This is a genomic window from Bradyrhizobium sp. USDA 3262 (genome assembly GCF_054060035.1).
Genome location: NZ_JBSSCT010000001.1, coordinates 934,710 through 951,620 on the forward strand (window position 1 = coordinate 934,710; position 16,911 = coordinate 951,620).

At 65.8% G+C, this 16,911-nt stretch carries 18 protein-coding genes; 16 read left to right on the top strand and 2 right to left on the bottom strand.

Translation table 11 applies throughout. The annotated features are described in order from the left end of the window. The first annotated feature begins 14 nt into the window (after positions 1-14). The 15 genes from trpS (at position 15) to trmB (ending at position 13,581) form a co-directional block, all read left to right on the top strand. Complete coding sequence (gene trpS, locus ACVWYP_RS04340) at positions 15-1,067, top strand: tryptophan--tRNA ligase (protein WP_304497873.1); 1,053 nt, start codon at positions 15-17, stop codon at positions 1,065-1,067. Positions 1,068-1,155: 88 nt separating this feature from the next. Beyond that, positions 1,156-1,650 carry a universal stress protein gene (locus ACVWYP_RS04345; protein ID WP_304497874.1) on the top strand — a complete coding sequence of 165 codons (495 nt, stop codon included), beginning with the start codon at positions 1,156-1,158 and terminating at the stop codon, positions 1,648-1,650. Between the two features lie 201 nt (positions 1,651-1,851). Beyond that, complete coding sequence (locus ACVWYP_RS04350; RefSeq protein WP_028335524.1) at positions 1,852-2,421, top strand: NifU family protein; 570 nt, start codon at positions 1,852-1,854, stop codon at positions 2,419-2,421. Positions 2,422-2,509: 88 nt separating this feature from the next. Further along, positions 2,510-3,205 (top strand): tRNA (adenosine(37)-N6)-threonylcarbamoyltransferase complex dimerization subunit type 1 TsaB, encoded by a 696-nt coding sequence (gene tsaB, locus ACVWYP_RS04355; protein ID WP_304497875.1) that lies wholly within the window; start codon positions 2,510-2,512, stop codon positions 3,203-3,205. Next, on the top strand, positions 3,202-3,687 hold the full coding sequence (rimI, locus tag ACVWYP_RS04360) for a ribosomal protein S18-alanine N-acetyltransferase (protein WP_304497876.1): 486 nt from the start codon (positions 3,202-3,204) through the stop codon (positions 3,685-3,687). The genes tsaB and rimI overlap by 4 nt, the downstream gene beginning before the upstream one ends. Positions 3,688-3,764: 77 nt before the next feature. Beyond that, positions 3,765-4,217, top strand: a complete 453-nt coding sequence (locus ACVWYP_RS04365; RefSeq protein WP_016840396.1) for a Fur family transcriptional regulator — start codon at positions 3,765-3,767, stop codon at positions 4,215-4,217. 27 nt (positions 4,218-4,244) lie between these two features. After that, complete coding sequence (locus ACVWYP_RS04370; protein WP_304497877.1) at positions 4,245-4,925, top strand: HAD family hydrolase; 681 nt, start codon at positions 4,245-4,247, stop codon at positions 4,923-4,925. A gap of 182 nt (positions 4,926-5,107) precedes the next feature. After that, positions 5,108-6,496 (top strand): tRNA (N6-isopentenyl adenosine(37)-C2)-methylthiotransferase MiaB, encoded by a 1,389-nt coding sequence (gene miaB / locus ACVWYP_RS04375; RefSeq protein WP_304497878.1) that lies wholly within the window; start codon positions 5,108-5,110, stop codon positions 6,494-6,496. Positions 6,497-6,501: 5 nt separating this feature from the next. Then, a complete protein-coding gene (locus ACVWYP_RS04380; protein ID WP_080686933.1) occupies positions 6,502-7,572 on the top strand; it encodes a PhoH family protein in 1,071 nt (356 codons plus the stop codon). 68 nt (positions 7,573-7,640) lie between these two features. Continuing rightward, positions 7,641-8,138 (top strand): rRNA maturation RNase YbeY, encoded by a 498-nt coding sequence (ybeY, locus tag ACVWYP_RS04385; protein WP_028343902.1) that lies wholly within the window; start codon positions 7,641-7,643, stop codon positions 8,136-8,138. Between the two features lies 1 nt (position 8,139). Continuing rightward, positions 8,140-9,252: a hemolysin family protein gene (locus ACVWYP_RS04390; protein ID WP_028343903.1), complete on the top strand. Its 1,113-nt coding sequence runs from the start codon at positions 8,140-8,142 to the stop codon at positions 9,250-9,252. Then, the gene (gene lnt / locus ACVWYP_RS04395; protein WP_304497879.1) at positions 9,249-10,862 is read left to right on the top strand and encodes an apolipoprotein N-acyltransferase; all 1,614 of its coding nucleotides are present in this window, start codon (positions 9,249-9,251) and stop codon (positions 10,860-10,862) included. The genes ACVWYP_RS04390 and lnt overlap by 4 nt, the downstream gene beginning before the upstream one ends. A 261-nt stretch (positions 10,863-11,123) precedes the next feature. Then, positions 11,124-11,540, top strand: a complete 417-nt coding sequence (locus ACVWYP_RS04400) for a helix-turn-helix domain-containing protein (protein WP_016840389.1) — start codon at positions 11,124-11,126, stop codon at positions 11,538-11,540. A gap of 179 nt (positions 11,541-11,719) precedes the next feature. Beyond that, entirely contained in the window at positions 11,720-12,844 is a 1,125-nt protein-coding gene (locus ACVWYP_RS04405) for a M20 family metallopeptidase (RefSeq protein ID WP_304497880.1), read from the top strand. Further along, on the top strand, positions 12,841-13,581 hold the full coding sequence (gene trmB, locus ACVWYP_RS04410; protein WP_439711135.1) for a tRNA (guanosine(46)-N7)-methyltransferase TrmB: 741 nt from the start codon (positions 12,841-12,843) through the stop codon (positions 13,579-13,581). Before ACVWYP_RS04405 ends, trmB begins: the two co-directional genes overlap by 4 nt. Positions 13,582-13,672: 91 nt before the next feature. Here trmB and ACVWYP_RS04415 read toward each other — a convergent pair whose 3' ends face one another. Both ACVWYP_RS04415 and ACVWYP_RS04420 read right to left on the bottom strand, forming a co-directional pair. After that, positions 13,673-14,518 (bottom strand): phytanoyl-CoA dioxygenase family protein, encoded by an 846-nt coding sequence (locus ACVWYP_RS04415; RefSeq protein ID WP_304497881.1) that lies wholly within the window; start codon positions 14,516-14,518, stop codon positions 13,673-13,675. A gap of 186 nt (positions 14,519-14,704) precedes the next feature. Further along, the gene (locus tag ACVWYP_RS04420; protein WP_304497882.1) at positions 14,705-15,775 is read right to left on the bottom strand and encodes a DUF2336 domain-containing protein; all 1,071 of its coding nucleotides are present in this window, start codon (positions 15,773-15,775) and stop codon (positions 14,705-14,707) included. Positions 15,776-16,121: 346 nt separating this feature from the next. Here ACVWYP_RS04420 and rimP point away from each other — a divergent pair, with 346 nt between their 5' ends. Continuing rightward, complete coding sequence (gene rimP / locus ACVWYP_RS04425; protein WP_304497883.1) at positions 16,122-16,910, top strand: ribosome maturation factor RimP; 789 nt, start codon at positions 16,122-16,124, stop codon at positions 16,908-16,910. Position 16,911: the final 1 nt, after the last annotated feature.

A 16,911-nucleotide genomic window follows, 5' to 3' on the forward strand; every position in this document is an offset into this window, starting at 1 on the left:
CCGGGAATTAGACCATGGCGTTCGTTGAACGGGTTTTCTCAGGCGTCCAGCCGACGGGCAATCTGCACCTCGGCAACTACCTCGGCGCTATCGTCAACTTCGTGAAGATGCAGCAGACTCACAACTGCATCTATTGCGTCGTCGACATGCATGCGATCACGCAGGGCGTCGAGGTCTGGGGCGGCCCGGCCGAGCTCGCCCGCAACACCCGCGAGGTCACCGCGGCCTTCATCGCCGCGGGCATCGATGCCAAGAAGCACATCGTGTTCAACCAGAGCCAGATCGCCGGCCATGCCGAGCTGACCTGGATCTTCAACTGCGTCGCGCGGATCGGCTGGCTGAACCGCATGACGCAGTTCAAGGAGAAGGCCGGCAAGGACCGTGAGAACGCCTCGGTCGGCCTCTACGACTATCCGGTGCTGATGGCCGCCGACATCCTGCTCTACCGCGCGACCCATGTGCCGGTCGGCGAGGACCAGAAGCAGCACCTGGAGCTGTCCCGCGACATCGCGCAGAAGTTCAACAACGATTTCGGCGATTCAGTTCGTGGTCACGGTTTCGCCGACGGCCTGTTCTTCCCGCAGCCCGAGCCGCTGATCACGGGACCCGCGACGCGGGTGATGAGCCTGCGCGACGGCACCAAGAAGATGTCGAAGTCGGATGCGTCGGACAATTCGCGCATCAACCTCACCGACGACGCCGACACCATCGCGCAGAAGATCCGCAAGGCGAAGACCGATCCGGAGCCGCTGCCGTCGGAGGAAAAGGGCCTGGAGACGCGTCCCGAGGCCGACAATCTGGTCGGCATCTACGCGGCGCTGGCCGGCATCTCCAAGCAGGAGGTGCTGACGCAGTTCGGCGGCGGGCAGTTCTCCAGCTTCAAGAACGCGCTGGTCGAGGTTTGCGTCGCAAAACTGGCGCCGATCGCCTCCGAGATGAAGAAGCTGGTCGCCGATCCCGGCCATGTCGACGCGGTCCTCGCCGACGGCGCCAACCGCGCCCGCGGCATCGCCGACGAGACCATGCGCATCACCAAGGACATCGTCGGCTTCATCCGTCCGCGCTGACACGCAAGGCAGGAACTGCGCGCTCCCTCTCCCAAACGGCGAGGGAGTATGGCACCATGGGTTGGTTTGGTTCAGCACCGGGACATGCATGACCACCCAGCGACGAAGCTACGAGTCAGGTCACAAGCCGAAATGCCTCGTCATCGTTGACGACACGGCGGAATGGGACCGCGCGGTCTATTACGCCAGCCGGTGGGCGATCCGGGTCGGCGGCGGCGTCGTGATGCTGCGGGTGATCGAGACCGAGGACCAGAACCAGCAATGGCTCGGGGTCGCTGACATCATGCGCGCAGAGGCCGAGGAAGCCGCCAACGAGGCGCTCGACCGCGCCGCGGGCCGCGCCAACGGCATCGCCGCGATCACCCCGGAGCGGGTGATTCGCGAGGGCGACCCGATCGAGCAGATCCTCGACGTGATCGACAAGGACGTCGATATCGCAGCGCTGGTGCTGGCCGCCAATCCGGGCGCCGAGGGGCCCGGGCCGATCATCACCACCATGGCCAAGACCATGGGGGCATTCCCGATCCCGGTTAGCATCGTGCCGGGCGGCCTGACCGACGCCGAGATCGACGCCCTGTCCTAGCCCGTTACCGGCCCCGGACCCGCTTCCGGGCATGGGTATGCGCCTGGAACCGCGGTTTTGCGGCTTGATCGCGGGCTTTTTAGTTGCCATCTGACTCCTTGATTTGACGCGTTTTCTTCGCGAACCGGTGTCACTTCGCTCGAAAACGCTATAATGGAACCCAACGCGCCGGCCTTGAACCGGCGACGCCGGAGACAGCAAATGTTCATTCAGACCGAAGCCACGCCCAATCCCGCCACGCTGAAATTCATCCCGGGCCGCATGGTGCTCGACAGCGGCACCATGGAATTCTCTTCGCCCGAATCCGCCGCGCGCTCGCCGCTCGCCGAACGGCTGTTCGCCGTATCCGGCGTCACCGGCGTGTTCTACGGCGGCGACTTCATCACCGTGACCAAGGCCGACGGCGACTGGCAGCACCTCAAGCCCGCGATCCTCGGCGCGATCATGGAGCACTACATGTCCGGCGCGCCGCTGCTCGCCGACGGCACCGCGGCCAGCGACGACGCGCGCGATGAGGAAGACGAGTTCTTCGACGAGGCCGACGCCGAGACGGTCGAGCAGATCAAGGACCTGATCGAGACCCGCGTGCGTCCCGCGGTCGCCAATGACGGCGGCGACATCACCTTCCGCGGCTTCAAGGACGGCATCGTCTATCTCAACATGAAGGGCTCCTGCGCCGGCTGCCCGTCGTCGACCGCAACCCTGCAACACGGCATCCAGAACCTGCTCCGGCACTTCGTGCCCGACGTGCAGGAAGTCCGGCCGATGTGATGGAGCGGCGAATGGCGAGTGGCGAATCGCGAATAGCATTCTCCGCTGGACCTCTGTTCGCCATTCCCTATTCGCTATTCGCCCTCCCATGATGATTCTCGCCATCGATACGGCGCTCGACGCCTGCTCCGCGGCGGTGCTCGACACCACCTCCGGCAATACAATCGCCATTGAATCGCAGGCGATGCAGCGCGGCCATGCCGAGGCGCTGATGCCGCTGATCGCCCGGGTGATGAAAGAGAGCGGCATCGGCTTTGCCGGGCTCGACCGCATCGCCGTCACCACCGGCCCCGGCAGTTTCACCGGCCTGCGCGTCGGCCTCTCGGCGGCGCGCGGCCTGGCGCTGGCCGCGGAAAAGCCGGTGGTCGGGCTGTCGACGCTCGCCGCCTACGCCGCGCCTGTGGTCGCCGAGAACGGCGCGTCTGCGATCCTGTCGGCGATCGATGCGCGGCATGATCACGTCTATTTCCAGCTGGTCGGCGGCGACGGCAGCCCGATCATCAAGCCGAAGGTGGCGCCGATCGCGGAAGCGCTCGAGGCCTCCCAACACGGCGCGCTGCATCTGGTCGGCAACGCCGCCAATATCCTCGCCGAGCGCTGGCCCGCCGACGCCGCACCGCCGGTCAAGGTCGACCGGCAGCCCGCGCCCGATATTAACTGGGTCGCCTGGATCGGCGCGGCCGTGGATCCTGAGACCGCGCCGCCGCGGCCGTTCTATCTGCGTGCGCCCGACGCCAAGCCGCCGAAGGACCGGCTCGAAATCAGCACGCCGCGATCGACATGATCGGCTGGCTGTCACGATGGTGGGGCGGCGCTCCGCCCGCGATCGAGCCCGCATCGCTGCGCGATGCGGCGCGGCTCGCGCAATTGCACGGCGCGTCGTTTCATCGCGGCTGGGGCGAGGGCGAATTCGAGGCGATGCTGACCGAGCGCAACACGCTGGTGCACCGGCTGCGGCAGGGACGCAAGGTGATCGGCTTTGCCGTCTCGCGGATGGCGGCGGACGAAGCCGAAATCCTGTCGATTGCGATCGATTCCAATCAGCGCGGCCGCGGGCTGTCGCGCGACCTGCTGCTGACCCATCTCGGCCATCTTGCCGGCCGCGGCATCCGCACCATCTTCCTCGAGGTGGAAGAGAACAATCAGCCGGCGCGACGGCTCTATGAAAGGGCCGGATTCGGCGTGATCGGCCGCCGCGAACGCTACTACAAGCAGCCCGGCGGGGAACATTTGAACGCGCTTCTGATGCGCCGCGACTTGTCGTAACATCGGCGCGATGGCAGAACAGCGCCCTGCTCCGCCATCCAAGGCACAAGGACTGGCCAAGGACCCGCCAAGGACCCATGACGACGGTGAAAATCACGCCTGCGCAGAAGAATACCGGCATCGAGGCGCGCTGCGCCGCGACCGGCATGCGCATGACCGAACAGCGCCGCGTGATCGCACGCGTGCTGGCGGAGGCCATGGATCACCCCGACGTCGAGGAGCTCTACCGCCGCTGCGTGGCCGTCGACGACAAGATCTCGATCTCGACCGTCTATCGCACCGTCAAGTTGTTCGAGGATGCCGGCATCATCGAGCGCCACGACTTCCGCGAGGGCCGCGCGCGCTACGAGCAGATGCCCGAAAGCCATCACGACCATCTGATCAATCTGCGCGACGGCAAGGTGATCGAGTTCACCTCCGAGGAGATCGAGAAGCTGCAGGCCGAGATCGCGCGCAAGCTCGGCTACAAGCTGGTCGATCATCGTCTCGAGCTGTATTGCGTCCCGCTCGACGAAGACAGCAAGTCCTAGGCGCGTGCGGGAACGCGTCACCCGACCATGACATTCGATCTCGTCATCTTCGATTGCGACGGCGTGCTGGTCGACAGCGAGGTGATCTCCTGTCGCGCGCATGCGGAAGCGCTGACGCGGCATGGCTTTCCGATTACGCCTAACGGCGTGCTGAAGCGCTTCCTCGGCGTGTCCGATCGCGAGGCGCGGCGGATCGTCGAGAGCGAGATCGGCCGCGCGCTGCCCGAGACCTTCGAGGCCGAGGTCAAGCACGCGACGCTGAGCTTCTATGCCGACGATCTCAGCGCCATCGCGCATGTCGGCGAGGCGATCGCCGCGCTCGGCTTACCGAAATGCGTGGCGTCGAGCGGCACGCCGGAAAAGATCCATCACGGCCTGACCTGCGCCGGGCTCTACGACCAGCTCGCGCCGCATATTTTCTCCGCCACGCAGGTCAAGCGCGGCAAGCCGGCGCCCGATCTCTTCCTGTTCGCGGCCACGCAGATGGGCGTGACCCCTGCGCGTTGCGTCGTGATCGAGGACAGCGTGGCCGGCGTCACCGGCGCCCGTGCCGCCGGGATGACCGTGCTCGGTTTTTACGGCGGCAGCCATTGCACTGCGGAACACGAGGACATGCTGCGCCGGGCCGGTGCGGCCGTCACCTTCGCCGATATGCGGAAATTGCCCGATTTGATCGCGCGGGTGGGTACCAGAGCGCTCGCCGGCTGATCCCTGGAGGGTCATTCCGGGGCGATGCGTCAGCATCGAACCCGGAATCTCGAGATTCCGGGTCTGGTCCTTCGGACCATCCCGGAATGACCGGCGGGACGGCTGGATTTTCCCCGGTTTAAGCTATATTTCAGCCTCGGCGCCCCGATGGCGCCGTTTCCATTTTTCGCTCTCAGGGTTCCATGACGACGCCGCGCAAGCTGCACATCAAGTCCTATGGCTGCCAGATGAATGTCTACGATGCGCAACGCATGGCGGACACGCTGGCCAGCGAGGGCTTTGTCGAGACCGCGAGCGCCGAAGACGCCGACCTCGTGATCCTCAACACCTGCCACATCCGCGAGAAGGCATCGGAGAAAGTCTATTCCGAGCTCGGGCGGCTGCGCGTCGCCAAGGACGAGGCCGCGCGGGCGGGCCGCGAGATGAAGATCGCGGTCGCCGGCTGCGTCGCGCAGGCCGAAGGCGCCGAGATCATCCATCGCGCGCCGACCGTCGACATCGTGGTCGGGCCGCAGAGCTATCATCATCTGCCCGAGCTCTTGAAGCGCGCCAAACAAAACGGCCGCGCGCTGGAAACGGAATTCCCGGTCGAGGACAAGTTCGGCTTCCTGCCGCAGCCGAAGCCGGATGCGATCCGCGCCCGCGGCATCTCCGCCTTCGTCACGGTGCAGGAAGGCTGCGACAAGTTCTGCACCTTCTGCGTGGTGCCCTACACCCGCGGCGCGGAAGTCTCGCGTCCGGTCGCCAGGATCATCGACGATGTGAAGCAGCTCGCCGACAATGGCGTGCGCGAATTCACGCTGATCGGACAGAACGTCAACGCCTATCACGGCGAAGGCCCCGACGGCCGCGTCTGGCCGCTCGGCAAATTGTTGCAACGGCTCGCCGCAATCCCAGGCGTCACGCGGCTGCGTTACTCCACCAGCCATCCGCGCGACGTCGACGACGCCCTGATCGCGGCGCATCGCGATTTGCCCGAACTGATGCCGTTCGTGCACCTGCCGGTGCAATCGGGGTCGGACCGGATCCTTGCCGCCATGAACCGCAAACATACCGCCGATGACTACCGGCGCGTCATCGACCGGTTCCGCGCCGCACGGCAAGATATTGCTTTTTCATCAGATTTTATCGTGGGCTTCCCAGGAGAGACCGCGGAAGAATTTTCCGCCACCCTCGCGCTTGTCACGCAAATCGGATACGCTGCGGCGTATTCATTCAAGTATTCGCCACGGCCGGGCACGCCGGCGGCGGAGATGCGGGAGACAGTGTCAGCAGCCGAGATGGACGAGCGCTTGGGGCGGCTTCAGGAATTGATCGACAGCCAGCAATCGGCCTTCAACCGGGCTGCGATTGGCACAACGGTCGATGTGCTGTTCGAGCGCGCCGCGCGCAATCCGGGCCAGATCGTCGGCCGCACCGCCTATCTGCAGCCCGCCCATGTGATGGCGTCGCCCGACATCATCGGCCAGGTCCTCCCGGTGAGGATCGACAGCCTCGAGCGCTACAGCCTGATCGGCGAGCTCGCGCCGCGACCCGCGCCCGGCCTCATTTCGCAGACCATTGGAGCCTGAAATCCTTGCCCAAAAGCGCATCGGATTCGTCTTCGCTCGCTCCCAGCCGCAAACCTGACCGCGACATGCAAATGCCACCTGAGACCCGGCCCCCTGAAACTCAGGTCGTCATCGATTTCGACGACAACCGCGCGGCATCCGCGCTGGTCGGCCCCTACGGACAAAATCTGGCGCTGATCGAGCGGCGGCTCGGCGTCGTGGTCGATTCCCGCGGCAATCATCTGACCATCGCAGGCTCCCGCGACGGCTGCGACGCGGCGCGGCGCGTGCTGGAGACGCTCTACGCGCAGGCCGTCGAGGGACACGACCTCGACCAGGGCGAGGTCGAAGGCGCGATCCGCGCCGTGATCGCGCAGGGCTCGCTGTTCGAATTCGACAACAAGACCGCCAAGCCGACCTTCGAGACCATCAATCTGCGCAAGCGTCCGGTGCGCGCCCGCACCGCGGCGCAGGATTCCTACATCCGCGCGCTGAAGCGGCATGAGCTGGTGTTCGGCATCGGCCCGGCCGGCACCGGCAAGACCTGGCTCGCGGTCGCCCATGCCGCGCAGTTGTTCGAGCGCAAGGAGGTCGATCGCATCATCCTGACGCGGCCCGCGGTGGAAGCCGGCGAGCGGCTCGGCTTCCTGCCCGGCGACCTCAAGGAGAAGGTCGATCCGTATCTGCGCCCGATCTATGACGCGCTGTACGATCTGATGGACGCCCGCGTCGTCGAGCGCGCGCTGCAGGGCAACGAGATCGAGATCGCTCCGCTCGCCTTCATGCGCGGCCGCACCCTGACCAATGCCGCCATCATCCTCGACGAGGCGCAGAACACCACGACGATGCAGATGAAGATGTTTTTGACGCGTCTCGGCGAGAACAGCCGGATGATCGTCACCGGCGACCCGTCGCAGATCGACCTGCCGCACGGCCAGGCCTCGGGGCTCACGGAAGCCGTGAAGCTGCTCGACGGCGTCGAGGGCATCGCGCAGGTGCATTTCAAGGCCGAGGACGTCATCCGCCATGAGTTGGTGGCGCGCATCGTGGCCGCCTATGAGGGATTGCCGCAAAAGCCGGCAAACGCCAGATCTTGAGACCAATAGCTTCGGCCGCGAGCCCGCACGGTGCGAGATCCGGCCATAACGCAGATTTTGAAACCAACGTGTCTGCTTTTCCTGCAACCGAGGTTCTCGTCACCGCCGAATGCTGGCAGGCCGAGCCCAATGCCGACGCGGTGATCCATCGCGCCATCGAGGCTGCCGCCGAAATCGCCGATGCCGGTGTCGCCGATGCCGAGCTTGCGGTGATGCTGACCGACGACGCCGGTATCCGCACCCTGAACGCCAACTGGCGCAGCATCGACAAGCCGACCAATGTGCTGTCGTTTCCGGCGCTGCAGCCAGAAGGCGCCGGCGGACCCGACGATGCCCCACGCATGCTCGGCGATATCGCGATCGCCTATGAGACGACGCGGCGGGAAGCCGATGAAGAGCAGAAACCGTTCGACCACCATTTGAGCCATCTCGCGGTGCATGGCTTCCTGCACCTGATCGGTTACGACCACGAGAACGACGACGATGCCGAGGACATGGAGGCGCTCGAGCGCGAGATCCTCTCTTCCCTCGGCATTCCCGACCCCTATGCGGATCGGATCGCCTGACATGCCGGATTCCGAACCGACCCACGACAACCCGCGCAACGTGAGCAACCTGCCCGCCGTGGTGCACGAGGGCGAGGTGCAGCGCCCGGCGGCCGAGGGCTGGCTGGTGCGCGCGATCCGCACGTTGTTCGGCTGGAAGGCCGGCTCGGTGCGCGACGACCTACAGGTGGTGCTCGACGCCTCGACGCCCGACGATGTCGGCTTCTCGGCGATCGAGCGCACCATGCTGCGCAACATCCTGTCGCTGAACGAGCGGCGGATCGCCGACGTCATGGTGCACCGCGCCGACATCGTCGCGGTCAAGCGCGACATTCCGCTCGGCGAATTGATGAGCCTGTTCGAGAGCGCGGCGCATTCGCGGCTCGTCGTCTACAACGAAACCCTCGACGACCCCGAGGGCATGGTGCACATCCGCGACCTGCTCGCCTTCATGACCGCGAAGGCCCGCGTCACCGACGCGACCAAGACGAAGCGCAAGAAGCCGTTCCCGGCCGGGCTCGATCTGCGCAGCGTCGATCTCGCACTGCCGCTGTCGGAAGCCAATATCATCCGCAAGCTGCTCTATATCCCGCCATCGATGCGCGCGATTGACCTGCTGGCGCAGATGCAGGCCTCGCGGATCCATCTCGCGCTGGTGGTCGACGAATATGGCGGCACCGACGGGCTGGTGTCGATCGAGGATATCGTCGAGCAGATCGTCGGCGAGATCGACGACGAACACGATTCCGACGAGCCGCCGTCCATCGTTCGCCAGCCGGACAACTCCTTCATCGCCGATGCGCGCGCCAGCCTCGACGATGTCCGCTCGGTGATCGGCGAGGACTTCGTGATCGGCGACGCCGGCGAGGAGGTCGAGACGCTCGGCGGCTACCTCGTATCGTTCGTCGGGCGCCTGCCGGTGCGCGGCGAGGTGATTTCGGGACCCGGCAATTACGAAGTCGAGGTGCTCGACGCCGATCCGCGGCGGGTCAAGCGCGTGCGCATCACCGCGCGCAAGGAACGGCCGACGCCGCGCAAGGAGCGCGAGCGGCGCCGCGAACAGGCGCCGGACTCCGGAAACCCGCAGGCGAACGACAACATGCCGCCGCCCGGCGAGGGAGCCGGTCCGCAGTGAGGCTGTCCGACAAGCTCCGATCGATCGGCCTTGCAATCATCCTGACCTGGGGATGGAAACGCGCCGTCCTCGCGCTCACGGCCGGCGCGCTGTCTTCGCTGGCGATGGCGCCGTTCAACGCCTGGCCGGTTCTGTTTCTCACCTTTTCCATCGCGGTCTGGCTGATCGACGGCAGTGCGGCCGGCCGCTGGCGCGGTCTGCCCGCCGCGGCGCTGTCCGGGTTCTGGTTCGGCCTCGGCTATTTCGTGCCGGGCCTGTACTGGATCGGCTACGCCTTCTTCGTCGATGCGGACACCTTCGCCTGGCTGACGCCGTTCGCGGTGCTCGGCCTGCCTGCCTATCTCGCTTTGTTCACTGCGTTCGGCTTCGCGCTGGCGCGGCTGATCTGGCCGCGCGACGCCTCGCGCGTGCTGGCGCTCGCGGTCAGCCTGACGATTTCGGAATGGCTGCGCGGCCATCTCCTCAGCGGCTTTCCGTGGAATGCGTTCGGCTACGCACTGACCGAGCCGCTTGCGCTGGCCCAGACCGCGTCGCTGATCGGGCTGTGGGGCATGACGTTCCTGGCCGTCGCGATCTTCGCAAGCCCGGCCGTGTTGATCGACGGCGCCTCGCGCGGCCGCAAGCCGTGGCGCGCGCCGGTGGCGGCGGTGCTGGTGCTGGCAGCGATGCTGGCGTTCGGCGTGGTCCGCCTCGCGCAGCAGCCGACCAGGATGGTCGACGGCGTCAAGCTGCGCCTCATGCAGCCCGATTTGCAGCAGGACGCCAAGTTCAACTACTCCGCCAAGGCGGCGGTGATGCAGAAATATCTCACTTTGTCGGATCGCGCCTCCGGGCCGCACGCCACCGGCGTGAAGGATGCCACCATCCTGATCTGGCCGGAATCCGCGTTTCCGTTCTTCCTGACCAAGGAAGCCGACGCGATGGCGCAGATCGCCGACCTGCTACCGAAGGGAACCGTACTGATCACCGGTTCGGTGCGCGCGCCCGATCTGCCGCCCGGCGTCCGCGTGACGCGCGCCTATAATTCCATCTACGTCATCGACCATGACGGCAGCGTGCTCGCGGTCTACGACAAGCTGCATCTTGTCCCGTTCGGAGAATATCTGCCGTTCCAGGACTGGATGGAGAAGGTCGGCTTCGTGCAGCTCACCAAGGTGCAGGGCGGCTACATTCCGGGCACGATCCGCCGTACGCTCGATATTCCGAATGCACCGCGCGCCCTGCCCCTGATCTGCTACGAGGCGATCTTTCCCGGCAATGTCGTAAGCCGCGACGACCGTCCCGGCTGGATCGTCAATGTCACCAATGACGGATGGTTCGGAATCTCGACCGGCCCTTACCAGCACCTGCAACAGGCCCGGCTGCGCACCATCGAGGAAGGCCTGCCGATGGTCCGCGCCGCAAATACGGGCATCTCGGCCGTCATCGACCCCGTCGGCCGGATCGTTGCACAACTCGGGCTCGGCATCGAAGGCGTGCTCGATGCCGGCCTGCCGGCGGCCATCGCGCCGACGATCTATGCGCGTGTCGGGAACATCCCCGCCGCTGTGATTGTGATCACAGCCCTGGCGTTCGTGTTGCGGCGGCGGTTTGTGAGGCGAAAACCCTGACGACCGCATATCGCCGGTTGTCGCGAACCCGAAAAAACGTCGAAATTTACCTCAGTATGATTCCACCAGTTGACAGATCGACCGTGCACTTCGCATTGTACGGGTCCACGCGAAATCACAAGCCAAGTCAGCCCCTTTGCGCAAATTGTCCGCATTTCGTCCCGATCCTCCTTGCAGGATTTGACGGCACCGGCGCCTGAGGCATACTCCACTTCCAACTTGCCTCATCCACGGGCGCGCAATCCCTTAGGAGAGTTGGAGATGTCCACCAAAGCGCCCAATCCTGTTGACAAATATGTCGGCAGCCGCGTCCGAATGCGACGCATCATGCTCGGCATGAGCCAGGAGAAACTGGGCGAGGCGTTAGGCCTGACGTTCCAGCAGGTGCAAAAATACGAGAAGGGCACCAACCGCGTCGGCGCCAGCCGGCTGCAGCAGATCTCCGAAATCCTGCAGGTGCCGGTTTCTTTCCTGTTCGACGGCGGCCCGAGTGGGGTCAAGACCGCCGACGGCTTCAGCGAGGGCGCCTCGCCGACCTATGTCTCCGATTTTCTGGCAACCGCCGAGGGCCTGGCCCTGACCCGCGCCTTCACGCGGATTGCGGACGCCAAGCTCCGCCGCAGCATCGTTGAACTGGTCGAGCAGATCGCGGCGCGCGAGGCGGCCGAGCAGGTCTGATTCAGCCATATCCGTTTGAGCGATCGTCAAATCTGGAATATGCCATTCCGGCGTACGCTAACGCGATGAGTTCAGCTTGAGCATCGTCGCGCTTTAGCGCCTCGTTTGAGCATGATTTCGGATCATGCTTTGGCGCGTGCGCGCAATGACAAAGCGAATTCACAGGCGACGACAACAGCATGTCCAGCAACCCGTTCGAAACCGCCGCAATTCTCGACGGCATCCGCCGCTGGGTCGAGATCGAATCTCCGACGGAGCGGCCCGACCAGGTCAACAAGCTGGCTGATCTCGTCGCGTCGGGCTATCGCGACCTGCCGGCCACGGTGGAGCGCATCGCGGGACGCGACGGCTGCGGCGATCACCTGGTGACGCGCTCGTCCTGGGGCCAGGACGCGCCGGGCATCCTGGTGCTGAGCCATCTCGACACAGTCCATCCGATGGGATTCATCGAACGGTTACCATTCAGGGTCGACGGCGACAGCGCGTTCGGCCCCGGTATCTACGACATGAAGGGCGGCGCCTATCTCGCCTATCATGCGTTCAGGCAAGTCTGCGCCGACGGCTCGCGCCCGCCGCTCGGCATCACCCAGCTCTACGTCTCGGACGAGGAGATCGGCAGCCCGACCTCGCGGGCGCTGATCGAGGCCGAGGGCCGCAAGGCCAAATACGTGCTGGTGACCGAACCGGCGCGCGATGGCGGCAAGATCGTCACCGGACGCAAGGGCGTCGCGCGGTTCGACGTGTTCATCAAGGGCGCGCCGGCCCATGCCGGCACGCGCCCCGAGGACGGCCGCAGCGCGATCCGGGAACTCGGCAATGTGATCCAGGCGCTGGAGGCGATGAACGATCTCAAGCGCGGCGTCACCGTCAATGTCGGCGTCGTCCGCGGCGGCACCAAGCCGAACGTGATCGCCGAAGAGGCCTATGCGGAAGTCGACATGCGCGTGCCGACGATGGCCGACGCCGACGAGCTGGTGCCGAAGATCCTCGGAATCACCTCACGCACCGAGGGCGTCAGCGTGAAGATATCGGGTGAATTGAACCGTCCGCCATATGAGAAAAGCAACGCCGGCGCCGCGCTCTACGAGCACGCCAAGGGGCTGGCCGCCGAGCTCGGCTTCGAGCTGGCGGATGTGTTCACCGGCGGCGGCTCCGACGGCAATTTCACCGCCCCGCACACCGCGACCCTCGACGGCCTCGGCGTCGACGGCGAGGGCGCGCATACCCATTACGAGCAGCTCTACATCTCGTCGATCGAGCCGCGCGCGCGGCTGCTCCACCGTCTCTATCAAACGCTGCGATGACACCGGCTCCAGGCGACCGCGGCGATCGCGATTCCTCCGACGACGGCGCGATGGCGCATGCGCGCGGCTCGTTCTTCGGGCGGCGCAAGGGCCACAAGCTGCGCCCGCATCAGGCCGACCTGATCGACACTCTGCTGCCGCATCTGGCCGTCGACATCTCGACGTCCGCGCCCGAGGCGCTGACCGAGTTGTTCGATGACGGCACCGAGAATGTCAGGCTCGAAATCGGCTTCGGCGGCGGCGAGCATTTGATCGCGGAGGCGCAGGCCTTTCCGACCACCGGCTTCATCGGCTGCGAGCCCTATGTCAACGGCATGGCGAAGATCCTGACCCAGATCGAGGCGCTCAATATCGGCAATATCCGCCTGTTCGCCGGCGACGCGGCCGAACTGCTGGCCTGGGCGCCGACGCGCTCGCTTGCGCGCATCGACCTGATTCATCCCGATCCCTGGCCGAAGCGGCGGCACTGGAAGCGGCGCTTCGTGCAGGATGCTACGGTCACTGCCATGACACGGCTGCTGCCGCCGGGCGGCGAATTCCGCTTCGTCAGCGATATCGACGACTACTGCGCCTGGACGCTGGCGCATCTGATGCGCTCGCCTGACTTCGCCTGGCTCGCCGAGCGCGCGATCGACTGGCAACGGCCGTGGCCGAACTACACGATGACGCGCTACGGCGCCAAGGCCGAGCGCGAGGGGCGCAAGGCGGCGTATTTGAGGTTTCGACGCACGCCTTAGTGTCGTCGTTCCGGGGCGATGCGCAGCATCGAACCCGGAACCTCGAGATTCCGGGTTCGTCGCTATCGCGCCGCCCCGGAATGACGGGTGGCTATCCCTTCACTTCCGCCAGCCGCGCCTTCCTGACGTCGGTCGCCTCCCACACCATCCGCTTGCCGCGCTCGCGGCCGAGCAGTTCGATCGGATCGTGATTGTCGATGTGGCCGAACTGGCCCTTGTAGACGCTGTAGCCGCACAATTCCTGCAAACGGCGCGGAAAGCGGGCCGCGGTCTCGCGCGGAATGCCGAGCTGCAAGTTCTCCTGCTGCCGCATCCAGCCCCAGCAATAGGCGCAGGAGAAGGCAAAGCGCCTGGCGTCGCTGCTGTTGGCGCCGCCGCCATGCCACAGCGCGCTGTCGAACAGCATCACGCTGCCGGCCGGCATGGTCGCGGTGACCGCATCGTACTCCTTGCCGTATTCGGGCGACGAATCGAATTTGTGGCTGCGCGGAATGATCCGCGTCGCGCCGTTATCCTCGCGGAAACCGGACAGCGCCCAGATCGCATTGATGGTGATCGGAATGTGCGGCCGCGGCAGCGGGATCAATTGGGTGTCTTCGTGAATCGGCTGCGCCTCCTGGCCGGGGCCGAGCACCAGCGAGCAGAACGACGAGAGCAGGCATTCCCTGTCCAGCACGCGTTCGACCACCGGCAGCACATTGTCATGCAGCGGCACCTCCCAGAACAGATCGTCATAGGTCAGGAGGTTGTTGATGCGCAGCGTCTTGAAGCCTTCGAACGACGTCCTGGCAGGTGCAAGATTGTGCTCGCTCTCGATTCTCAGCACCGCCGCCTTCAACCCCTCGACCAAATCGGGCGAGGCGGCGCGCTCGATCACGGTGTATCCGTCGTCGCGGATCCGCGCGGCGTGCGATTGGATGTCGGCGTCCGTCAGCATGGCGATCTCCCCGTTGGCGCTGTGTCGCGCCTTGCGGAAAGCATAGCGGAACGGCTCTAGTCCGTCACCCTGAGGAGCGCGGAACGCGCGTCTCGAAGGGTCGACGGCCCGACTGTGGCCGCGCATCCTTCGAGACGCGCCTGCGGCGCTCCTCAGGATGACGGAGCCAAGAGCTGTTAGCGTGAACTAACGCGACTTCCAGAACTCCACGACGCGCTGCGCCGTTGACGGCATCAGGCGCACGAAATTCACCCGCGCACCTTCGATATCGGCAGGAGACGGCACGCGGTTCGGCCCGAGCCGCATCAGGATCAGGGCGCGCACGGTGGGCCATTCGAAGCCGATCGTCTTGCTGGCGATCAGGATCGGATCGTAACGGTCGCCGGAGATCAGGCGATCGAGCGTGACGATCTTCACGCCGGCCATCGCGGCGAGCGCCGCCACGCATTCCTCATATTTGAAGGCCTTTGCGAAGCCGGCCACTGCGGCCTCGTTCAATTCGCCGGCGCGATGCAGCGCCAGGATGGCTCGCTGCGCAGCCGTGAAATCGCGGCCCTCGACCTGAACGATCACGCCCTCGATCTCGTTCATCGCCAGCTTGATCTCGGCCTGGCGTTCCGGCGTGGCGACGGCATGCAGACGGCGGCGGATCACGTCGATCGAGCCGGCGAGCAGGCCCTTCAGATGCTCGGGCGGAAGATCATCGCGGCGGCCGATCCGCAGCGTCAGCACGCCGTCCTGGCCGGCGCGGCGCACCAGCGTCGCGAAGGACGCATCCGAGAACGCGGCGCCGGCATTGCCGGCCGCGCATCGGATCACATCGCGATCGCCGCGGCGGACGAGGACGTCGGTCAGCGCAGTCGAGAGCTTCGATCGCTCGGCCATCGCGAGCAGATGGCCCTGGCCCTTGGCATTGGCGATCTCGACCAGCAGCTTTTCGTCAATCACCGGCGATCGGCGCAGCAGCGGCCCCGCGATCGCGACCTCGTCGTCGCGGGCGAGCTGCCCGACCAGATGGCGCGGCGCGTTGCCGAGGGGCGCGAGCCGTTCGGCGAGATCGACCCGCGCAGCAAGCTCGGCATGCGGCACCAGGCTGGTCAGCACCCCGTCGAACAGGTCGATATGGTCGGGGCGGAAGCTCGCGGCGCCCTGCAGGAACAGCTCGCCGAGCCGCCGCGCGGCCTCGGCGCGGCGCTTGGGGTCGCCGCGGCGAACGATGTCGTCGAGTTCCGGGATCAGCGCGGGGGCTGTCGTCATGAGCCTTGTCCAACCGGCGACTTCTGCCGATTTTCGGCAATCTATGGTCCCGTTCGTAAACGGAGGGTTAGATCAAACCGGCATCCGGGGAGCCGTAAAATCGCCTCCCGCCGGACCCTGGGGCCTTGCCGGACCCGGGCAAAAGAGCTATATCCAGCGCAACTTATGGTATCTCATACGATCGCGTAGGAGAGTGGGCCCCCCGGGACCCGCTCTTTTTTATTACCTGACGGGACCCAGCGAGGCCGGGTCCCGTTTGGGTAGCGTTAGCGGCCCCTTAAGGCCATCTGAACAACACAACAGACCTCAGCAGCCTTTAGACCTTAGACAGACTTTGACACTGGATATGACCGAACCGACCGCCACGTCCGTGGACACCGAACTGCTCGCCGAGCCGCGTCTCGTCGTCGAGCCCGGGGTCGCGGCGCGCGTCGCCGCGGTCGCGGTCCCGGTGCTGCAGGGCATGGGCTATCGCCTGGTGCGCATCAAGGTCTCGGGCGATGCCGGCTGCACCGTGCAGATCATGGCGGAGCGGCCCGACGGCTCGATGCAGCTGGAGGATTGCGAGGCGATCTCGCGCGCGCTGTCTCCGGTGCTCGATGTCGCCGACCCGATCGAGCGCGCCTACCGGCTGGAAATCTCCTCGCCTGGCATCGACCGCCCGCTGGTGCGCCGCTCCGACTTCGAGCGCTATACCGGGCATCTCGTGAAGATCGAGATGGCGGTGGCGCATCAGGGTCGCAAGCGGTTCCGCGGCGTGCTTGCCGGCGTCGAGGGCGATGCGGTGCGCATCAGGCGTGACGATCCGCGTCCCGACGAGGACGCCGAGGTTCTGCTGGTGATGGAGGACATCTCGGACGCGCGGCTGGTCCTGACTGACGAGCTGATCGAGGAATCGATGCGCCGCGGCAAGGCCGCCGAGCGCGAGCTGCGCCGCGAGCTCGGCCTCGCGCCGCCGCAACCGGCCCACGCCAAGAAGAGCGATCCGGCGAAGAGCCAGAAGCCGAAACCCAAGCCTGGTGACAAGCCTGCTCACATGCCCGGCAAGAAGCCGGCCCCGACCAACACCAAAAAGCACCGCCTGGCGGCCGAGCGCGCGCGCCGTGGCGAGATCGATCCATCCGAAGGAGACTAAG